This window comes from Shewanella sp. CG12_big_fil_rev_8_21_14_0_65_47_15 (assembly GCF_002783505.1).
Lineage (GTDB): Bacteria > Pseudomonadota > Gammaproteobacteria > Enterobacterales > Shewanellaceae > Shewanella.
In genome coordinates this window covers 51,126-68,636 of record NZ_PFGL01000066.1, presented here as the reverse complement: position 1 = coordinate 68,636, position 17,511 = coordinate 51,126, and the positions used below count along the sequence as shown (strand labels likewise).

Here is a 17,511-nt window from a genome sequence, read left to right as displayed (position 1 = left end):
TTAAGTTCCATAAAAAATCAAAAATAAATCAAAATTTTTATAAAATACAAATTTTCAAATAGATAGCTCGGAACTATTTTAATAGGGCGGCAATTTTACCGGCGATGGCCTCTGGTTTTGTCGTTGGAGCGAAACGTTCAACCACTTCGCCCTGACGATTGATTAAGAATTTAGTGAAATTCCATTTTATGCCTTCGGTACCTAATACGCCGGGGGCCTGTTTTTTTAGGTATTGATACAGCGGATGGGTATGTTCGCCATTCACTTCAATTTTAGAAAACAGCGGAAAAGTGACCCCGAAATTCAGCTCACAAAAGTGTTCTATTCCTTGATCATCGGCTTTCTCCTGGGCACCAAACTGATTACAAGGAAAACCTAACACGACTAATCCTTGGTCCTGATACTGCCGATACAGTGCTTCTAATCCTTTGTATTGCGGCGTAAATCCACATTCACTGGCGGTATTGACTATCAACAATACTTTACCTTGGTATTGGGCCAATGGGACAGGGTTGCCTTTTATATCGGTTGCCGTATAGCGATAAATGGTGGATGTCATGTTCATCTCCTTTAGTGGTCTGTGCTAGCATAAACAATATATAGATTTCTAACAATATACTTGTGTGCAACTTATTTTGTATATTTGCTAATTTTCTTAAATATCAATATAGTTACGTTAATTTTACCGTGAGAGAAGGGCATTTATGTGATTGAACATGAGGCCGAATATGAAACAAATACTCAGGCAGATGTGGGGCAGGTTGTTCAACAACTCACTGAAGTTGAAGGCGAAGAACAAGCTGAAGTGTTTAGTGAAATTTTAAATGAACTAGAGCCTGGCACTATTGCGCTTGCACTCGAGTCATTGCCCTTAGATGAACGTTATGAACGTTGGCAGCAAGTTGAATTTAGTGAGCGAGTCACTGTACTGAGTTTGATGCGTGCCGATCCCCGTATGGGGATCCTAAAACAGATGCCTGAAAACGAAGTGGATCTGTTATTTGCCCAATTAAGTCCTGAGGATTTGATTGAGTGGAGTGATTACCTCCCCGAGAGTTTTACCGATCGTGCCTTGGCACAGATGGGGGAGCGCCAGCGGCAACGATTTGAGCTTTACGATCAATATTCTGAGAATGAAATCGGTCGTTATACCGATCACCAGATGCTAGTGCTCAGTGATAAGGCGACAGTGGCTCAGGCGCAGCGCTTTTTCCGTCGAATTGAACTCGATTGCAACGACAATTTGTTTATTGTTGACGATCAAGATAAGTACCTCGGTACGGTTAGGCGCTACGATATCTTTAAGCATGATCCCGATGAGCCCTTAGTATCGATTTTATCTGAAGATAGCCGCGCCTTGACGGCGGATGCGACTTTGCTTGAAGCCGCCGAAGCGATTGAACATAGTCGCGAAATTGAGCTACCCGTCATTGATGAGCTAGGTGAGTTAATTGGCCGTGTCACGCTGCGAACGGCTACGGCGTTAGTGCGTGAACATTATGAGTCGCAATTGATGGCCACGGCGGGTATGGATGAATCCGACGACTTGTTCGCACCGATTATGAAGGGTGCCCAGCGCCGTGCAGTATGGCTTGGGATTAATTTGCTCACGGCATTTTTAGCCTCGGCGACGATAGGCTTATTCGAGAATGTGCTGTCTCAAGTTATTGCGTTAGCCGTGCTGATGCCGATAGTTGCTTCCATGGGGGGCATTGCGGGGAGCCAGTCGTTGACCCTGATGATCCGTGGTATGGCTATGGGGCAGATCTCCGTGGGTAACGTGTTTTCCCTGATGAAGAATGAACTGGGTATAGGCATAGTTAACGGTACTTTATGGGCACTTGTTATCGGTCTCGTCTCGGGTTGGTGGTTTGGTGACAGTACGATAGGCATAGTGATTGGCTGCGCGATTCTGATCAATATGGCGGTAGCCGCCTTGGCAGGTGTATTTGTGCCTATGGCATTACAGAAATTTAACCAAGATCCGGCACTCTCGGGGTCGGTGATTTTAACGACGGTGACGGATGTGGTTGGCTTTTTCACTTTCTTAGGTATGGCGACCTTGCTATATCTTTGAGTTCTGTAGAATGATTATTTACATCGTTTTGATATCAATGAGTTAATCTAATCATGAATGGTATTCAGTTTGTACTTTGTGATAAGCAAGAAGACTTAGCACTGGCAGCCACTCTGGTCGATAGCCGTGATGATAATGCCCATCCGTTAGACCATGAGTCCTTTTTCCACTCAAGAGCGGTGATCCTCGCTAAGACGATTGAGGGGGATATAGTCGGGTGTGCGGCGATTAAGGCGGGATCGGGTATCCTTGGTGAACTTGGTTATCTTGTTGTTTCACCCGGTTATCGTCGCCAAGGCATTGCACAAGGATTAACGCTCAAACGTATTGAAGTCGCAAAATCCCTCGGTATTGCCATGTTATTTGCGACCATTCGTGCGGAGAACACCTCAAGCCGAGCCAATTTACTGAAAGCGGGCTTTCAATTTTGGCGTGACTATTTAAGTATCCGGGGTACAGGAAACACTGTGGGTTGGTATTACTTATCCCTTAAAGAGCATGTCGATGTTGAAATCGTCATGCAATCTTTAGTGGGAGATAGAGTGCCAGTAGTGCATACCAATTAGATATTTAATGTGACTGGTATAAATGTTTTTAAATTGGAATCGGTTCGTTTCTCAGTTGTTTTGAAGATGTTTTAGTTAATGCTAAACCCCAAAAATCTCAGCTATTATCACCTAAATATGCAGATTTTCTTTTTTAATTCGGTATGATCCGCGCCATTATCCACAGTCATTATCGAGGTGTTTTTATGGCTAAGTTCAGAGTAGCAAGTGTCTTATTATTGAGTGCAGCAGCGCTGCAAGTGAGTGCGTCAGAATTTAATCTTGGGTTAAACAACGATGTAGTTTCTACCGAATTAGAACTGCAGATGAATAAAGATACTAATGCAGTATTAGGGTATATCTATTCAGATGAGAGTGGTCATATTGCCCAAGGTGCTATGCACATGACCCATGATGCTGGCGTGCATCATTTTGAGGTGGGGGCACAGTTAAGTCAGCTTTGGTCCGATGATGCACCAAACGGCAGTGCCATATCCGTTGGCGGTCGTTATATCCTGACCATGGGGCCGAATATTTCTTTGCATGCCGCCGCCTACTATGCGCCTGAAGTCTTGTCCTTTGGTAATGTCGATGGTTATTACCAGTTAGATTCAAAGGTACAATACCGTGTCACGCCAAATATGGCGCTTTATGTTGGTTACCGTAAAATCGCCTTTGAATACGATAATGCCCGTGATTTCACCTTTGAGGATGGCATTTACATCGGCGGTAAATACCGCTTCTAAAACAAATCGTTTTGATCTCGCTGCGCTAATTCTGCAGTGTTGATGTCAAGAGCCGGCTAAGGATTAACTTCGCCGGCTTTTCCATTTTGCTTTTAGCTCGCTGTAGCTGGGCAATATGGACGAGAAAATGACTAATCCTATACCGGTTAACATCACTAGGCTGAGTTCTTCATCGAGTACCCACCAGCCGAGCAAGGCCGCAAAAATCAATCCGGTATATTCTACAGGCGCCATTTGGCTCGCATCGGCACGTCGATAGGCATGGATGATGAGATAAGTCATACCAATATAAAATAGCCCTAACGTGAGTCCCACCTGGGCTACTGACACACTAAAATCGGCTCCTTCATATAGTGTCGCCGGTATTAGAAATATCATCGCAAAGGCATTAGACCAAAAAAGCATGGAGAAAGGATGTTCATGGGTCGAATAGGCCTTTAAAATCAAGCTATTCAATGCTGATGTCATGGCACCGAAAAAAGCTAAACCTATATACAGGTTAAATTCACTTGGTTGGCTGATAAGTAAAATGCCGCTAAAACCAATGATCCCAGCGACGGTACGTCGATAACCAATGCGCTCATTTAAAAATAATGCCGACAACACGAGAAGCAATAAAGGCGAGGTATAAATCACGGCGGTTACTGTCGCTAAGGGGAGATGCATAATAGCGAGCATAAAGATAGCGTTACCAAGCCCAATCAATAGCGCCCTTGCAAGATGTACCTTATAAAATGGGCTTAGTTTAAGGTTTCCCTGAAGACGCCACACAAAAGGGAGGACTAACAGGGTGGCAAACAATTGACGATACAGCACAAGTTGGAAAACCGGTGCGTCAGTTTCGAGCAGTTTGACCAAAAGGTTACCGCTGGCAATCAACAGTTGTGCAGCTAAAATCATCAGTAGAGGAGGCATAGTTTCCACAGCAAGAAATCAATATAGGGTCGTACGTGGGCATTTTAGGCCGCGTCTTAGACTTTACGGCTAAAATACCATCATAAGACATTCGATATCCGACTAATTTAGTCTAACTGATTGTAAAAAATTAGATGTAAACATAAAGTTAACGCTCTAGTTTTATTTTCAATGTGAAAATAATCCAGTATTCGAACCTATTTACCTATGAAGACACTTAAAAAAAACTCGTACTGGTGCTTTTTTATGATTTTATGGACATTTAGTCCTTTTTCCTTAAGCGCTGAAATTGCGTTGGATTCCCCTTATTTGTTCCATGTTGGAGTGAATCAAACTCCACCGAAAAACTACAATGAGATCCCCCATTGGATGGGACGACTCGATGAAGCTACATCGGTCAGTTTAACGGGGGGAGATTACTGGATGATCACCCCAGTGTTAATCAATAGCCGCCAAAACGAGTGGGTCGTCGATGCGAGTAATTCGATAGTGGAATCTGTCGATTATTGGCTACTGGGCAGTGATGGTAGTGCTCAATATGCCCACAGTGGTTATAGTGCGCCCTATGAGTTTTTGTTCGATTATGGCCGTAAGGTCAAACTTAAGACGGGCACGGATTATTGGTTAGTCGTCAAACTCAATAGTCGTTATTATTCATCGGCCCCCGAGCTAACATTGCAGAGTGTGGAGCAGCATCAGCTTGTGTCCGATAGGCTCGCCATGGCAGTGTTGTTATGTTTGGGCGGATTATTGTTTATTGCGTTATATAATTTACTGATTTACATATCTATTTTTGATAAAGCCTTTCTCTATTATGGCCTCTATGTGTTAGCGTATTTTGGCGGATGGGCACTGACCTTCCATATACCCGCTCACTTATTTCATTTCCATTTACTCGAATTACATCATCTGTTTTTTATCGGTTTGCCGATATTTAATATCATGTTCTACAAGCATTTTCTCCAATTGCCAAGCTATTCACCTCGGTTATGGCGAATGAGTCAATGCCTGATGTTTGCCTGCATTGTGGCATTACCTAGCAGTATTTGGTTGATATCCTATACGGCGATTATCGCCTCAGTGCTGATCATGTTATGGATTGCCCTAGCGATCACTTGCGGTAATGTGTGTTTGATGAAAGGCTTTGCCCCCGCCCGCTATTTTATCTTGGCTTTTACTTGCCTATTGCTCCCTGCGGTGATTATTTTGCCTGGCAACATGGGGATAACCCCCGATTTTATTGAGCATGCCGAACTTGCCACCTTAATAGGAGGGACGGCCGATGCCTTACTCTTGTCCCTCGCATTAGCGAATAAGCTTAAATTATTGGCCGAGGAGCGCAAGGCCCATATCGAAGAGTTGGGTATTGCTTGGGAGAAGGCGCGTCTCGATGGGCTTACCCATGTCGGTAATAGGTATGCCTTTGATGAGTATATGAATTCACAACTAGGTTTTGCCAATAAAGCCGTGCAATCTCTAGCCTTAGTGCTACTGAACGTGGATAGTTTAAAGACAGTTAATGATACCTTAGGGCATCAAGAAGGCGATCGTTTGCTGCAAACCTTAGTGCAGTTATTGCAAACGACAGATATTGCGCACCTTAAAATTTATCGCATCAGTGGCGATGAATTGGTGATTATTCTCCCCGCCAATGGGACTTCAACTTTGCTGAATACCTTAACAAATTTAACGGCGCTGGTGGCGGAGCAGGGGTTTAGGGATTGTCAGTTTAGTTTTGGGGTCTCGTTAAATACTGAGGTGGAAGAGCCCCACGAGTGGTTGCGGTTAGCGGATACCAGCTTATACCAATCCCGGATGGAAAAACGTCGTCAAGAGTATGCGCAGACCCAAGGTATTGATGTGAGTCTACATTTAAGTTAAGGGTGTGAATCATCCTATTAAAATAAAACGGCGTGGAATATTCACGCCGTTTTATTTGTTAATAGCTAGAAATCCTTTTCGCCCTTGATTATTGCGGGGTGGCCACAGATGGCTTTAGCGGTGTGCATACCCGCCATAGTGGCCGCTTCGACACAGCCCGCATTGAGGCCGGTTTTTATCCAATCCCCCGTCATATACAAGTTATCTATCCCAGTGCCATCGGTGGTGATGCGGTATTGTGAGCTGCCCTTAACTGAGAGCACATAACGCTCTGAGGGATCCACGTTCGCACGCCAATATTGGCTATCGAAGCGGGCAACGCCTTGGCGGTCTTGTTCATCGTGTAGCCATTCCCAAGGGAAGCTATCACCGACATTTTGCCAAAGTTTATGGATTTCGGTATTGAGCTGGTTGATAGCACCAGCTTTAGCTTCTAAGGTTTTGCGTTGTTGGAACTCCACATCCGAGCGAGGTGGATAGGCTTCGACGGGTAATGCCGAGCAGAAGTAGCTGGCATTTTTAGGCGCTAAGCCGCGCCAATCTTCTTTATCCAATAATTGATCCATCGATGCCCAAGTATCGAAGGGTTCAGTAAAACCGGAGAGTACTGGCTCTTCGCTATCTTCAGAATAATTCGGCCAGCCTATTCCATTAAGATCTTGGTTCATCCACAGTTGATAGGCTTGAGTGGCAACGGTTTGCACCTTATCAACGCAAAGTGTGAGGTCGGGGCTGTGCGCCATCACTTCTCTGGCGACATGGGGCACAGAACCTATGGAGAGACCGAAGATCACTTTGTCGAAATCCACGCCTTTGACTAAGCGTTTTTTTGGCAGGGCTTTGCCAAAGTGAGTTTCATATATGTTGTCCCAATCGCTCCAGAAGTGTTCCAGATTAATATTATGGGCTTTGAGCAGTGCCGCTTGCTCAGGCTCAAGTTGCTCATAATTGGGGGTACTCGGCCAGCAGGCGAGACCTTTAACATCGACTAAAGGATCGTAGCTTGTGACTGTCGGCGCTAAGGCGACTTGCTCGGTGATCTCAATTGCTTGAATACTTTGATGGTGACATTCGAGATTATCGACTCGATTGAAGTAGTGGAAGTTGACACCACGGCGTTTGAGCACTTCGTAAAAAGGAGTAAAGACCACATCGCCCATACCCGCCTGCATTTTCCACATTACGCCACCTTGATAGCACAGGGCGATACGCAGCATAGCGCGGATAATTGTGCCTGCCTCGACATTGGGTTTGTCGAAGTTGCCTTTCTCATAGGCAAACACTAAGTCGTAAAAACCACGCACTGGCGCACTGTCGACGGTATATTTTTGGCTCGCGCCGTGCAGAGTTAGCCATTCGCGGTAGTCATAGCCATTGATAGCGTCGAAGCCCTTTTCAAATACATCGTCGGCAAACATACCCTTTAATATCGTTAATCCGAGATCGGCGGCGATATATAAGTGGCGCAGTTCGTCATTATTATCTAAATGATCGCCAAAACGTTTAACTAACCTTTGGTGCAGGGCGTCGACGGCCGATTCCACAAAACCATCGTCACTTTCGCTGTGAACATGCTCATCGCATTCGCGGCCAATCATTTGATTAAAATGGCATTCAAGCTTATCGCCGAGGGCATCGAGTGATTCTTTAGCATCTTCGACCGAATCCTCTAGCTTATCTTTCAAGCGCTCAAACCAACTGCTATCGAGCCAGTTTTTAGGGGTTGCCATGGCTTTTTCATCGGCATCGAGCAGGTCATCCATGTCCTTGAGCCATTCCTTTATCCAAGCAAAGGCGGCCTTTACCACTTTCCAGAAGGTGAGGGTTTCGGTGCCATCACCAGGGACGCCCGGCAGCGTCGGGAAAGTGATTGGCCAGCTTACCGAACGACCATCGACTTCTTCCTGTAATACGATGAAATTATGGGGTTTAAAGGCATCAAAAAAGCTTGCTAGTGGTGCGTCCGCCGGTCTATCTAACTCTTCATAGGCCTTACGCATTAAGGCGCAGGCGTTTTGATAGAAGCCAAACCAAATATGCAGGCCGTGTTCTTCGATACGTTGCCCCATTGCGGCATTGCGGCCACTCGCCCCTTTACCGCCGATACGCCAGCCGAGTTGATAGACATCGATCTGATATTGATTCTGCCAACCGGGTTTGTCGGTCAGATAGCAAGCTGCGGTCATTGCCGCGACACCGCCACCGAGAATGGCGATTTTCTGTTTTTTGATCTCGGAGTTATCGACTAACACTTCACCGGGCGGCACTTCAAAATCGAAGTTCACATGGTAGGGCAGTAATACGTGCTGCTCGCCAATCTCAACCCCGAGCGTGTCCTTTAACGGAAAGCTGGCATTGTCAAAGAGGGTTGCGACAAAATCATTTTCGAGTAAGGCAACACTGTGCACTTTATTCACTTGGGCGGGCGCGGCGACTATGGCCTGATACACCGCTTTTTGACCAGATGAGTCGGGAAACTGCTTGAGGAAGACTTGATCGATAGCGGGTTTAAATAATAGCTGAAAGAGTTGCTCTTCGCCTAGCAGGTCAAGCTCTGGGATAAAATCGGTTTGTTCTTTAAAGAGTTGCCAGGTTTGAGTAATGGCCTCAAGGGTTGAAAGCTGCGCCTCGGGCTTAGCATCACAATTTACTTCAATCAATGGATGCAGGGCGAGTTCGGTTTCTGGCGAAAAATGTAAAAAGCTTTTGGTTGCAAGTGACAGTCGAGTCAAGGGCTCACCCACCGCCGGCATAGTGTATTCACAGGAATATTTGGGATAGCCAAAAAGCTCGCGGCCGTTGATCAAGGCCATGGCATCGTTCACCCAAATGTGCAGCGGTTGAAAATACACTTGGCTTATCTTTGTACTGTCGCTGCTATCCTGCCGCCCGACCATGACCCAAGTGATGATGTCCGTTTCTTGGATCCAGCCCTTGGCTCTGTCTTCTGGGGAAGCTGAGTACGCTTTTTCAATCTGGGTGAAAGTGGTCAGTACGTAAGGGGATAACACCTTAAAATACATTGCGCTACTGGCAACTTGATTCAAGGTCCTATCGATAGAAAGTTGCAGATTTACTTGTTTCCCCTTCAGGAAAAAACCATACATATCGGCTTTATTTAACACTAAGGGGGAGTGCATCAACATACTGCCTTGGGGATAGATAAAATCGGGGCGTTGCTTTTCCATGGGATCATCCTTTAAACCTGGAGAGAGTCATTATGGTATAGTTATCAATACATTGAGTTTATTAATCGTTGCATTATATTAACAGACTCTAAAAAGCATAGGGCAAATAAGCTATTTAGCCTATTGATTTTACAATTGATTTATTACGGCGGGAAAACAGGTGTGGAGATTGGTATAACTAGCAAGTTGGAAGGGAGCCAACTTGCTCGGATTTGACTGGCTTTCATAGGGTACTAATTTAATAAAATAAATCAGTACAATTCACGCTACTTCGATTTATGCTGATAAAAATCCACCTCAGTCTCGTCAGAGTAACGGCGCTTAGTATCCCTGCGACGTTGTTTTACGCGTTTATTCTTTTGTTTACCTTTGACGTTATCGCCCCATGGCGCATCATCGTCGTCAAATTCATAGGAGTGTGACATGGTCAAAATTCCAAAATATCTGTGCCATTCTCAGCACCCGATCTTTTTACCCAAAGGTGAGATGAAGCTAAAGCGAAATTTTTCATCATTGATGGTGAAAAGTTTTGTCCAAGATTGTGCTTTATCCATACTATTGGGTTTATTCTGGATTTTATCGTGACTTTTTATGTCTATCTATATGATATATAATTGGTATTTAGAACTATATCGGTGAGTGTTTTTGTTAGGTGATGATTAGCACCCATAATTTCGGGCGCTAAGATCCGATAAAAAATAATGAGTTAGTGCTATGTCCTTCGATGCATTTTGGCGACAAACATGCCATCACTGTTGGCTTCGAAGGGCCAGACGGTCAACATTTCTGTTTGTTCACCGGTAAAAGGATGGTGGATTGGCGTGAGCGTGAACTCTGGATGTTGCTGTAAAAACGCCGTCACTACATCTTGGTTCTCGATGGGCGATAAGGAGCACGTAGCATAAACGAGAACGCCACCGGTTTTCACTGCTCGGCTACTGCGGCTTAAAATATCGAGCTGCAACGCGGCTTTATCTGTTACGGCTTCAATGCTATCGAGCCAACGCATATCGGGATTGCGTCGCCAAGTGCCAGTGCAGCTACAGGGGGCATCGACTAGCACACCATCGAAATGATCCGCAGGCACGGGGAGGGCATCGCTCTTCCAACGGGCCACGCTAATGCCGTTAAAGTGGGCTCTTTGCGCACGCTTAGTCAGTTCATCTAGGGCACTGGAGCGAATATCCGATGAGATTATGCTTCCGGCTGAGTGGGTTTGGCTTCCGGCTGAGTAGGGGGCAGCGGCTTTAGCTAACATCAAAGAACGCAGTTGCAGGGTCTTACCACCCGCTCCACTGCAGGCATCCCACCAATGGGCATCGGGCTCTGGCGCGCAAATTTGCCCTATCACCTGTGAAGCTAAATCTTGGATCTCAATCTTGCCGTCTTTATATAGCTCAATTTCATTAAGATTCATGCTCTTGTTGCCAAGGTTAATCGCATCGCTAAAGTAATGACCAAAACTTGCCTCTATGCCGAGTGCTTGCAGTTGTGTCGCCGCATCTTGGCTAGTGATCCCCTGTGCCCGTCCCCAAATTGGTGGACGGCTGGACATAGCGGCGATGAATTGCGGTTGCTGCGCCGTATCAATAGGGCAAACCTGCCAGAACCAATCGGGTAATAAATCCTGTGGCTTAAATTCAGTGTTGGGGAATAGCTGCCGCATCAGCGCTAGTTTATCGTCGAGACTTTCAACGGTAAGTGCTTGAGCTTGCCGATAATCTATTGCTGATTGTGATAATTCATGCCAAGCGCAGGCAATATCCCGCCAAGCATGGGCTTCGAGTAGCGCACTGGCACTCAGGTTGGCGAAGAAGACGGTCGATGACTGTGGTTCTCCGAGTTGTTTAAACCAACCCCACCAGCGAAACAGGCTAAACAAGGATTCACGGATGATTTTACGATCCTTGGAGCCGTGTTTTTTATGTTCTCTAAAGTAGTTTGCCAGAATACGGTCCGCGGGCATTTTACTGCTTTGAATTTCATCGAATAATTGCTTAATTGTGCTGGCGTAACTGAGCGCACGTTTCTGCGCTGGGGTGTTCGCCTCTACATTTAATGCCGATGATGTGTTTGAGTTGAATGCATTGCCGGATGAGAAGCTGTTTGGATTACCCATAAATCTAGCCTGAATCATGTCCCTGTATTGGGGCAAATGGGAGAATAATTGCCATCACAGAGAAGAAAATAAGTGGCGCAGAGTGTAGCAGTTTTACCTAAAAACCGGCAGTAAAAAAGCCCCTATTTAGCCTAAGTTTGCGGGGCTTTAAGTGCGCTAGCCACTGGTGCTCAGTGATTTTGTATCTAACGGCTATTGGCAGGCGATCGGACAATAGCCGTTTAGTTGATATTATTTGGTCACCATCTTTTGGATTTGCTTAGCCCGTTCTTCATCGCTCATTTCCACCGGTGGCGGCGTAACTATGCCCTTTTGACACGCGGGTCTGAGTGCTAATTCATCCAACCAACGTTGCAGATGAGTCAAACCTTCCATATTGATGCCGCTCCACTCGTGGATCCGCACCCAAGGCCAAGTGGCGATATCGGCAATCGTGTATTCGTCACCAGCAAGATAGTGATGTGTTGCGAGTTGGGTATTCATCACTTCGAATAAACGCCTGCCTTCTTTTTGATAACGGTCAATGGCGGCGGGGATTTTCTCTGGGAAATAACGGAAGAATACGTTAGCTTGACCCATCATGGGGCCAACACCGCTCATCTGGAACATGAGCCATTGGATGACCTGAGAGCGTTTTTTAGGATCGGCGGGCAGCAATTTACCTGTCTTTTCGGCAAGATACAGCAGAATAGCCCCCGATTCGAATACTACAAAATCTTCGTTGTCGCGGTCGATAATGGCGGGGATCCGACCATTGGGGTTGATGGCCAGAAACTCGGGCTGTTTTTGCTCGTTGGTGCTGAAATCTAGCCTATGGACGCGATACTCTAACCCCATTTCTTCCAATGCGATGGAGATCTTAAAACCGTTAGGGGTCGCGGCTGTGTATAAATCTATCATGATGATTCCTTTAGGTTATAACGCTTATAGCTACTCACTTTAGGGCCCATTCAGGCTTTAGTGTCGCTATTTTTTAGGGGTTAACGATACTATGGCAGGACGCTGCGCCATAGTGATGAACCAAGCCTTAAGATGCGGCAAGCTATCAGTGACTTCGATGTCTAAATTCTTAATAAAGCTGATAAAAACGTAAGCCGAAATATCCGCAATACTGAATCTATCGCAGGCAATAAAGGGCGATTTGGCTAATTGTTGGTCTAAGGTCGGTAGGAAGTCAATCACCCTTTGGCGGGATTCTTTGCCCCATGCTTCGACACAGTTTTCTCTGTCTTTATAGATGCCGCTTAAATTACGGAAGGCTTGAAATGCTACCATTAAGCCTTGTAACTCTATGATCCGCTGCCACATTTCAATCTTGGCACGTTCGAGTGTGTTATTGCCAAACAGCGAATTAACACTTGGGTGGATTTCTTCTAAATAACGGCAAATGGCGATGGATTCACACAGGTAGCTGCCATCATCGAGTTCGAGCAGTGGAATGCGGCCATTTAAACTTTTGCTTTTAAACTCGGCACTTAAATTTTCACCGCCGCGGATATCGACGTTAACCCTCGGGATATCAATACCTTTTTCCGCAAGGAAAATACTGACGCGGCGAGCGCTGGGCGTAGGGGCTAGTTCATAGAGTTTCATCTAATATCCTTGAGTTTTTAGCTTTTGCTTGATGCTATCTAGGCACATATTAAGCTTTATCGGAACGATCGGTTAGGATAAAATCTACGCATATCTAAACGATCAGTCAAGAATGTTTTGCCCCTTGGATTTAGGCTGACTATGATGGGCGTAGTCAGTGGTTTTTTACGGTAGATACAGACTATGGCACGAAGTTGTAATTTTGATCGGCAGGAAAAACTCATATTGGCGATGGAGTTATTTTGGCAGAAGGGTTTTGCCAAAACCTCGATTTCCGATCTCGTCGGTTATTTAGGCATCAATCGATTTAGCCTCTATAACAGTTTCGGCGACAAGCAGAATCTTTACCGCGAGTGTCTCAGTTTCTACCTCGATAACTACTCCTTTGGCGCCTCAGATACCCTGCTGCATGAAAAAGCGGGTTTAGCCGAAATAGAAGCTTATCTAGTACGTTTTGTTGCCCTGCAGCGGGAACAAAAATACGGCTGTTTTATGCAAAATGCCGTGCTTGAAAAGAGCCTCGACGATGAGGGTGTACTGCAGGAATGTCAGCGATTATTTTGCCGGCTACAGGCCTCATTTACTCAAGTGTTGCAAGCTTGCCAAGCGCGGGGAGAGCTACTCGACCATGTACAACCGCATCAGATCGCTGCATTTTTAGTACTGCAATTACAAGGGATTAGAGTGCTAGGTAAGGCGGGGGAATATGAGCTGCTAGACAATGCGTTCGCAGTATTACAGGGCTACTTAGGCACTTTAAATACAAAGGTTTAAGTGCAAATAGTGCAGTTTAAGTTAAGTACAAATCAAGCCGTTTAACGGCACAAGTTGTTGTTTGAATGGCCTAGGTTTTTGCCTAGGCCATGTTGCTTTAGCAAGCTATTTTTTTAAAGCCTATTTTTTAAAAGTCCATTTTTAAAAGTCCAAGTCCAGCGCGAAACACAGATAGGCCATTAATTGAGAACAGTGGGCAAATTGCTCGGCACAGAAACTGGCGGCATCTGGGCGGCAGAGTTCCTCAAAGGCGATATTTTTTATGGCGATAAAATCTTTGCGTTTGAGTTCGGCCAGCATAGGGTGGTTTTTATCGAACCCCTTTGGTGGTCGAGTTAAGCTGTCACCGTCCATGTTAAATCCATGACTCTGCAAGGTTTGTAACGCCTTTTTATAGCCGTTGGGATTCTCATCGATACAAGTGCGAATGGCATTTAAGGCCTTCGATTCTGGGTGCCAAATCCCCGCTGCAATAAAACAACCATCCTCGGCAATGTGTAAGTACAGTCCCGGCGCATGCACATCTTTGCCCTGAAAATGACGAAATTGAATGCCGACATTGGTTTTATAGGGTGTTTTATCTTTGCTGAAACGGCTGTCTCGCTGGGGGCGCATTAAACTGCCACCGACTTTTTTCGGCACGGCAGTCAGCCTTGGTGACAGTTCAATAATAAAGGGTTGAATTTGGGTAATAAAAGCTAATGCAGGGCTACGTACCGTATTTTCGTATTCATCCTGATGGGCCTTAAACCAGTCGCGGGAGTTATTTTGCGCCAATTGCTGTAAAAATTGCATACTGGCTATGCAGAAGGTAGCGCCAGTTGTTAGAGGCGTTTTAGCTGTGTGTGTGACCATTTCGGTGAACCTTAATCATGCATCTGCAGCGAGCATAAACTGCACTGATACTTAGAAATGAATGTGAGGATCTGCTCGCATTTGCTCAGGGATTGCTAAAGATAGCCCCATACTGCCATGCCCAGGGAAGATCTTCACGTAGATTTTATTTGATGTCCTTCTCTAAGCATTAGTCTATGAATTTAAAAGGCTAATTACTAAGATTGTGGGGGAGATATTTATAAAACTTATAAAAAATAAGGTTATCTTGCCAAGGCCCCCTGCCGTAAAAAGCCAATTTATGGCATAATCCGCGTTTTAATAAGCATATAGACAGAAAAATGACTGAAAATGAACTGCTAAGTCGCTGTGGCGGCAAGTGTGAACTCTGCGGAAGCGAAATCGAACTTTCAATTTATGACTTACCCGCATCGGATGGTCGTGACAATGAGATCATGATTTGTGAAACCTGTAGTGGCCAGATTGCCGCGCCAGATACCATGGACATGAATCACTGGCGCTGCTTAAACGACAGCATGTGGAGCCCGGTACCGGCAGTTCAAGTGATGTCATATCGCATGCTTAAGCGCTTAAATGGCGAAAGCTGGGCGCAGGATTTGCTGGATATGCTGTATCTGGAAGACGATTTAAAAGCGTGGGGCGATGCGGAAGTTGCCACTGCAGGTGACGACACTACCCCAACGTTAGACAGTAATGGTGCCGTGCTCAACGCTGGTGATACTGTCGTGATCATCAAAGACTTAAACGTGAAAGGCACGAGTTTTGTGGCTAAGCGCGGCACAGCAGTGCGTAACATTGCTTTGACCAACAACCCAGAGCATATCGAAGGCCGTGTTAACGGTACTCGCATTGTGATCCTGACATGTTTCGTTAAAAAGTCTTAAGTTTCAATTCGTGTCGGCTCGATTTATCGAGCAGCGCACCATAAAAAACCGCCATGCTCGTTAATCGACACGGCGGTTTTTTTATGTCTACTTAGGTACTTAAGATACGCAGCGGGTAGCGTGATATTGGTATTTTAATTCTGTGAGAAAATGACTAAGATATAAAGAATCTTTACGTAGAGATAAACCAGTGGCAACTAAACCTATGGCAATAAAACCTATGACAGCTAAAACTCGGCCCAATAGCACTAGTCTGGCAGGTGAGGAGCAAGGGGCTATGAACACCCAAGCGGATGGTCTCGATAGAATTGTCGACCAATGGCGGCAGCAAGGGGTAACGAATGATTTGATCCCTATGGCTGTGCTTGGGCGAATCGCGCGTTTAACTAAGTATATTGAAGTGGTACTGCTGCAATGCCACGGTGAATTTGGCTTAGGTCAGGGCGAGTTCGATGTGCTTGCCACCCTAAGGCGTTCGGGTGAGCCATTTACGCTCTCGCCTTCACAGCTTTATCAGAGCATGATGCTAAGTTCTGGCGCTATGACGAGCCGTTTAGACAGACTCGAAAATAAGGGGCTGCTCGAACGGGCGCACAGTAAGGAAGACCGCCGCGCCGTCCATGTCTCGTTAACTGCCGAGGGTAAGGCGCTCATTGATAAGGCACTGCCGCAGCATATTCAATGTCAGAGTGCGCTGTTAGCGGGCGTGAGTGCCGAAGATAGACCTATGTTGCTGCAGATTTTAAAATCTTGGCTGAACCAATTTGAACCGCAATAAATGCTTTAAACCTCACGTGAGTTTTTAGTTTTAAGTTTCTATTTTAGTTTCTAGTGTTAGACATCAGGCGATAGCCGAGCGCTATTGGCCAATATGGATCAGCCGCGCGGGACAACATGCGATAGTACAAGGGAGTTGTCATGGTAAAAAGACGTGAAGCATTTGAATTAGCAGGTAAACGAGTCACAGCAGGGACTCAACTGGGGATCAAGCTGGCCGCCGCTAAGTTGTATACCGATACGCAACTCGATATTCATGTGGAAGTGTTTCACGGGGCCAAACCCGGCCCAACACTACTGGTTTGCGCCGCCATTCATGGGGATGAACTCAATGGTATCGAGATTTGTCGGCGACTATTAGCCAGAGTCAATCCCAAGAATCTGACGGGCACCTTGATTGTGGTACCGATTGTGAATGTGTTTGGTTTTATTCAGCAATCCCGTTATTTACCCGATAGGCGGGATCTCAACCGTTGCTTCCCAGGCTCCAGCAAAGGGGCGCTGGCAAGCCGGTTAGCCAATCTGTTTGCCACTCAGTTACTAGTCCATGCAACCCATGTGATTGATTTACACACGGGTGCGATTCACCGCGATAACTTGCCGCAAATTCGCTGTGACACCAGTGACGAGACTATGCTGGGCATGGCCAATGCCTTTGGTGCGCCGCTGATCATGCATTCCAAAGCGCGCAGTGTTTCGATGCGGGGTTATGCTAACCAGCAGAATATTCCATGCATTTTGTACGAGGCGGGCGAGGCGCTGCGTTTCAGTGAATTGTCGATAAAATCCGGCCTTAAGGGCGTGCTCAATGTGATGCGCAGTTTAGGCATGCTCAAGGGACGCGTGAGCAATAAGGGATCGAGTGTCAGCGCTATTCGCAGTTATTGGGTGCGCAGCGAATCCGATGGCTTAGTTAATATGAAGCTCAAGCTCGGCCAGCGGGTGACTAAAGGGTATATCATTGCCCATATCGTCAGTCCCCACGGCGGTGACAGTGTGGCCATCCGTGCGCCAACCGACGGTATCATCATAGGGATCAGCAATATTCCCGTTACCAACGAAGGTGAGGGCATGTTCCATATCGCCCAGTTTGAAGGCGACGAAATTGAGATCGCCAACGAGCAACTCGATGAGTTTTTAATGGAATATGCCTAGAT

General features: G+C 45.9%; 16 protein-coding genes. 8 read left to right on the top strand and 8 right to left on the bottom strand.

Annotated features, from left to right (window positions below):
* Window positions 1-73: 73 nt before the first annotated feature.
* Window positions 74-559, bottom strand: a complete 486-nt coding sequence (locus COW15_RS18970) for a glutathione peroxidase (RefSeq protein ID WP_293635026.1) — start codon at window positions 557-559, stop codon at window positions 74-76.
* Between the two features lie 147 nt (window positions 560-706).
* Between COW15_RS18970 and COW15_RS18965 the strand changes: the two genes are divergently transcribed.
* The 3 genes from COW15_RS18965 to COW15_RS18955 all read left to right on the top strand — a co-directional run bounded on the left by COW15_RS18965 (window position 707) and on the right by COW15_RS18955 (window position 3,368).
* Entirely contained in the window at window positions 707-2,077 is a 1,371-nt protein-coding gene (locus COW15_RS18965; RefSeq protein ID WP_293635024.1) for a magnesium transporter, read from the top strand.
* 53 nt (window positions 2,078-2,130) lie between these two features.
* Window positions 2,131-2,643: a GNAT family N-acetyltransferase gene (locus COW15_RS18960; protein ID WP_293635022.1), complete on the top strand. Its 513-nt coding sequence runs from the start codon at window positions 2,131-2,133 to the stop codon at window positions 2,641-2,643.
* A 185-nt stretch (window positions 2,644-2,828) separates the two neighbouring features.
* Complete coding sequence (locus tag COW15_RS18955; protein ID WP_293635020.1) at window positions 2,829-3,368, top strand: YfaZ family protein; 540 nt, start codon at window positions 2,829-2,831, stop codon at window positions 3,366-3,368.
* Window positions 3,369-3,431: 63 nt separating this feature from the next.
* Here COW15_RS18955 and COW15_RS18950 read toward each other — a convergent pair whose 3' ends face one another.
* Window positions 3,432-4,283, bottom strand: coding sequence for a DMT family transporter (locus COW15_RS18950; protein WP_293635018.1), 852 nt, complete (start codon window positions 4,281-4,283; stop codon window positions 3,432-3,434).
* Window positions 4,284-4,490: 207 nt separating this feature from the next.
* Between COW15_RS18950 and COW15_RS18945 the strand changes: the two genes are divergently transcribed.
* The gene (locus COW15_RS18945) at window positions 4,491-6,164 is read left to right on the top strand and encodes a diguanylate cyclase (protein ID WP_293635016.1); all 1,674 of its coding nucleotides are present in this window, start codon (window positions 4,491-4,493) and stop codon (window positions 6,162-6,164) included.
* Between the two features lie 65 nt (window positions 6,165-6,229).
* On the opposite strand, the gene COW15_RS18940 is transcribed toward COW15_RS18945, so the two are convergent.
* The 5 genes from COW15_RS18940 to COW15_RS18920 form a co-directional block, all read right to left on the bottom strand.
* A complete protein-coding gene (locus COW15_RS18940; RefSeq protein ID WP_293635014.1) occupies window positions 6,230-9,352 on the bottom strand; it encodes an NAD(P)-binding protein in 3,123 nt (1,040 codons plus the stop codon).
* Between the two features lie 266 nt (window positions 9,353-9,618).
* On the bottom strand, window positions 9,619-9,777 hold the full coding sequence (locus COW15_RS18935; protein ID WP_007646662.1) for a hypothetical protein: 159 nt from the start codon (window positions 9,775-9,777) through the stop codon (window positions 9,619-9,621).
* A 287-nt stretch (window positions 9,778-10,064) separates the two neighbouring features.
* Window positions 10,065-11,471, bottom strand: coding sequence for an RsmB/NOP family class I SAM-dependent RNA methyltransferase (locus tag COW15_RS18930; protein ID WP_293635011.1), 1,407 nt, complete (start codon window positions 11,469-11,471; stop codon window positions 10,065-10,067).
* Between the two features lie 231 nt (window positions 11,472-11,702).
* Window positions 11,703-12,371 (bottom strand): glutathione binding-like protein, encoded by a 669-nt coding sequence (locus tag COW15_RS18925; RefSeq protein ID WP_293635009.1) that lies wholly within the window; start codon window positions 12,369-12,371, stop codon window positions 11,703-11,705.
* 66 nt (window positions 12,372-12,437) lie between these two features.
* Complete coding sequence (locus COW15_RS18920; RefSeq protein ID WP_293635007.1) at window positions 12,438-13,064, bottom strand: glutathione S-transferase; 627 nt, start codon at window positions 13,062-13,064, stop codon at window positions 12,438-12,440.
* Between the two features lie 183 nt (window positions 13,065-13,247).
* Here COW15_RS18920 and COW15_RS18915 point away from each other — a divergent pair, with 183 nt between their 5' ends.
* Complete coding sequence (locus COW15_RS18915) at window positions 13,248-13,838, top strand: TetR/AcrR family transcriptional regulator (protein WP_293635005.1); 591 nt, start codon at window positions 13,248-13,250, stop codon at window positions 13,836-13,838.
* 141 nt (window positions 13,839-13,979) lie between these two features.
* On the opposite strand, the gene COW15_RS18910 is transcribed toward COW15_RS18915, so the two are convergent.
* Window positions 13,980-14,693, bottom strand: a complete 714-nt coding sequence (locus COW15_RS18910; RefSeq protein ID WP_293635003.1) for a DUF2461 domain-containing protein — start codon at window positions 14,691-14,693, stop codon at window positions 13,980-13,982.
* Between the two features lie 320 nt (window positions 14,694-15,013).
* Here COW15_RS18910 and COW15_RS18905 point away from each other — a divergent pair, with 320 nt between their 5' ends.
* The 3 genes from COW15_RS18905 (at window position 15,014) to COW15_RS18895 (ending at window position 17,509) form a co-directional block, all read left to right on the top strand.
* Window positions 15,014-15,577 carry an alkylphosphonate utilization protein gene (locus COW15_RS18905; RefSeq protein WP_293635001.1) on the top strand — a complete coding sequence of 188 codons (564 nt, stop codon included), beginning with the start codon at window positions 15,014-15,016 and terminating at the stop codon, window positions 15,575-15,577.
* A 220-nt stretch (window positions 15,578-15,797) separates the two neighbouring features.
* Window positions 15,798-16,355: a MarR family transcriptional regulator gene (locus COW15_RS18900; RefSeq protein WP_293635056.1), complete on the top strand. Its 558-nt coding sequence runs from the start codon at window positions 15,798-15,800 to the stop codon at window positions 16,353-16,355.
* A 140-nt stretch (window positions 16,356-16,495) separates the two neighbouring features.
* Window positions 16,496-17,509: a succinylglutamate desuccinylase/aspartoacylase family protein gene (locus COW15_RS18895; protein ID WP_293634999.1), complete on the top strand. Its 1,014-nt coding sequence runs from the start codon at window positions 16,496-16,498 to the stop codon at window positions 17,507-17,509.
* Window positions 17,510-17,511 lie beyond the last annotated feature (2 nt).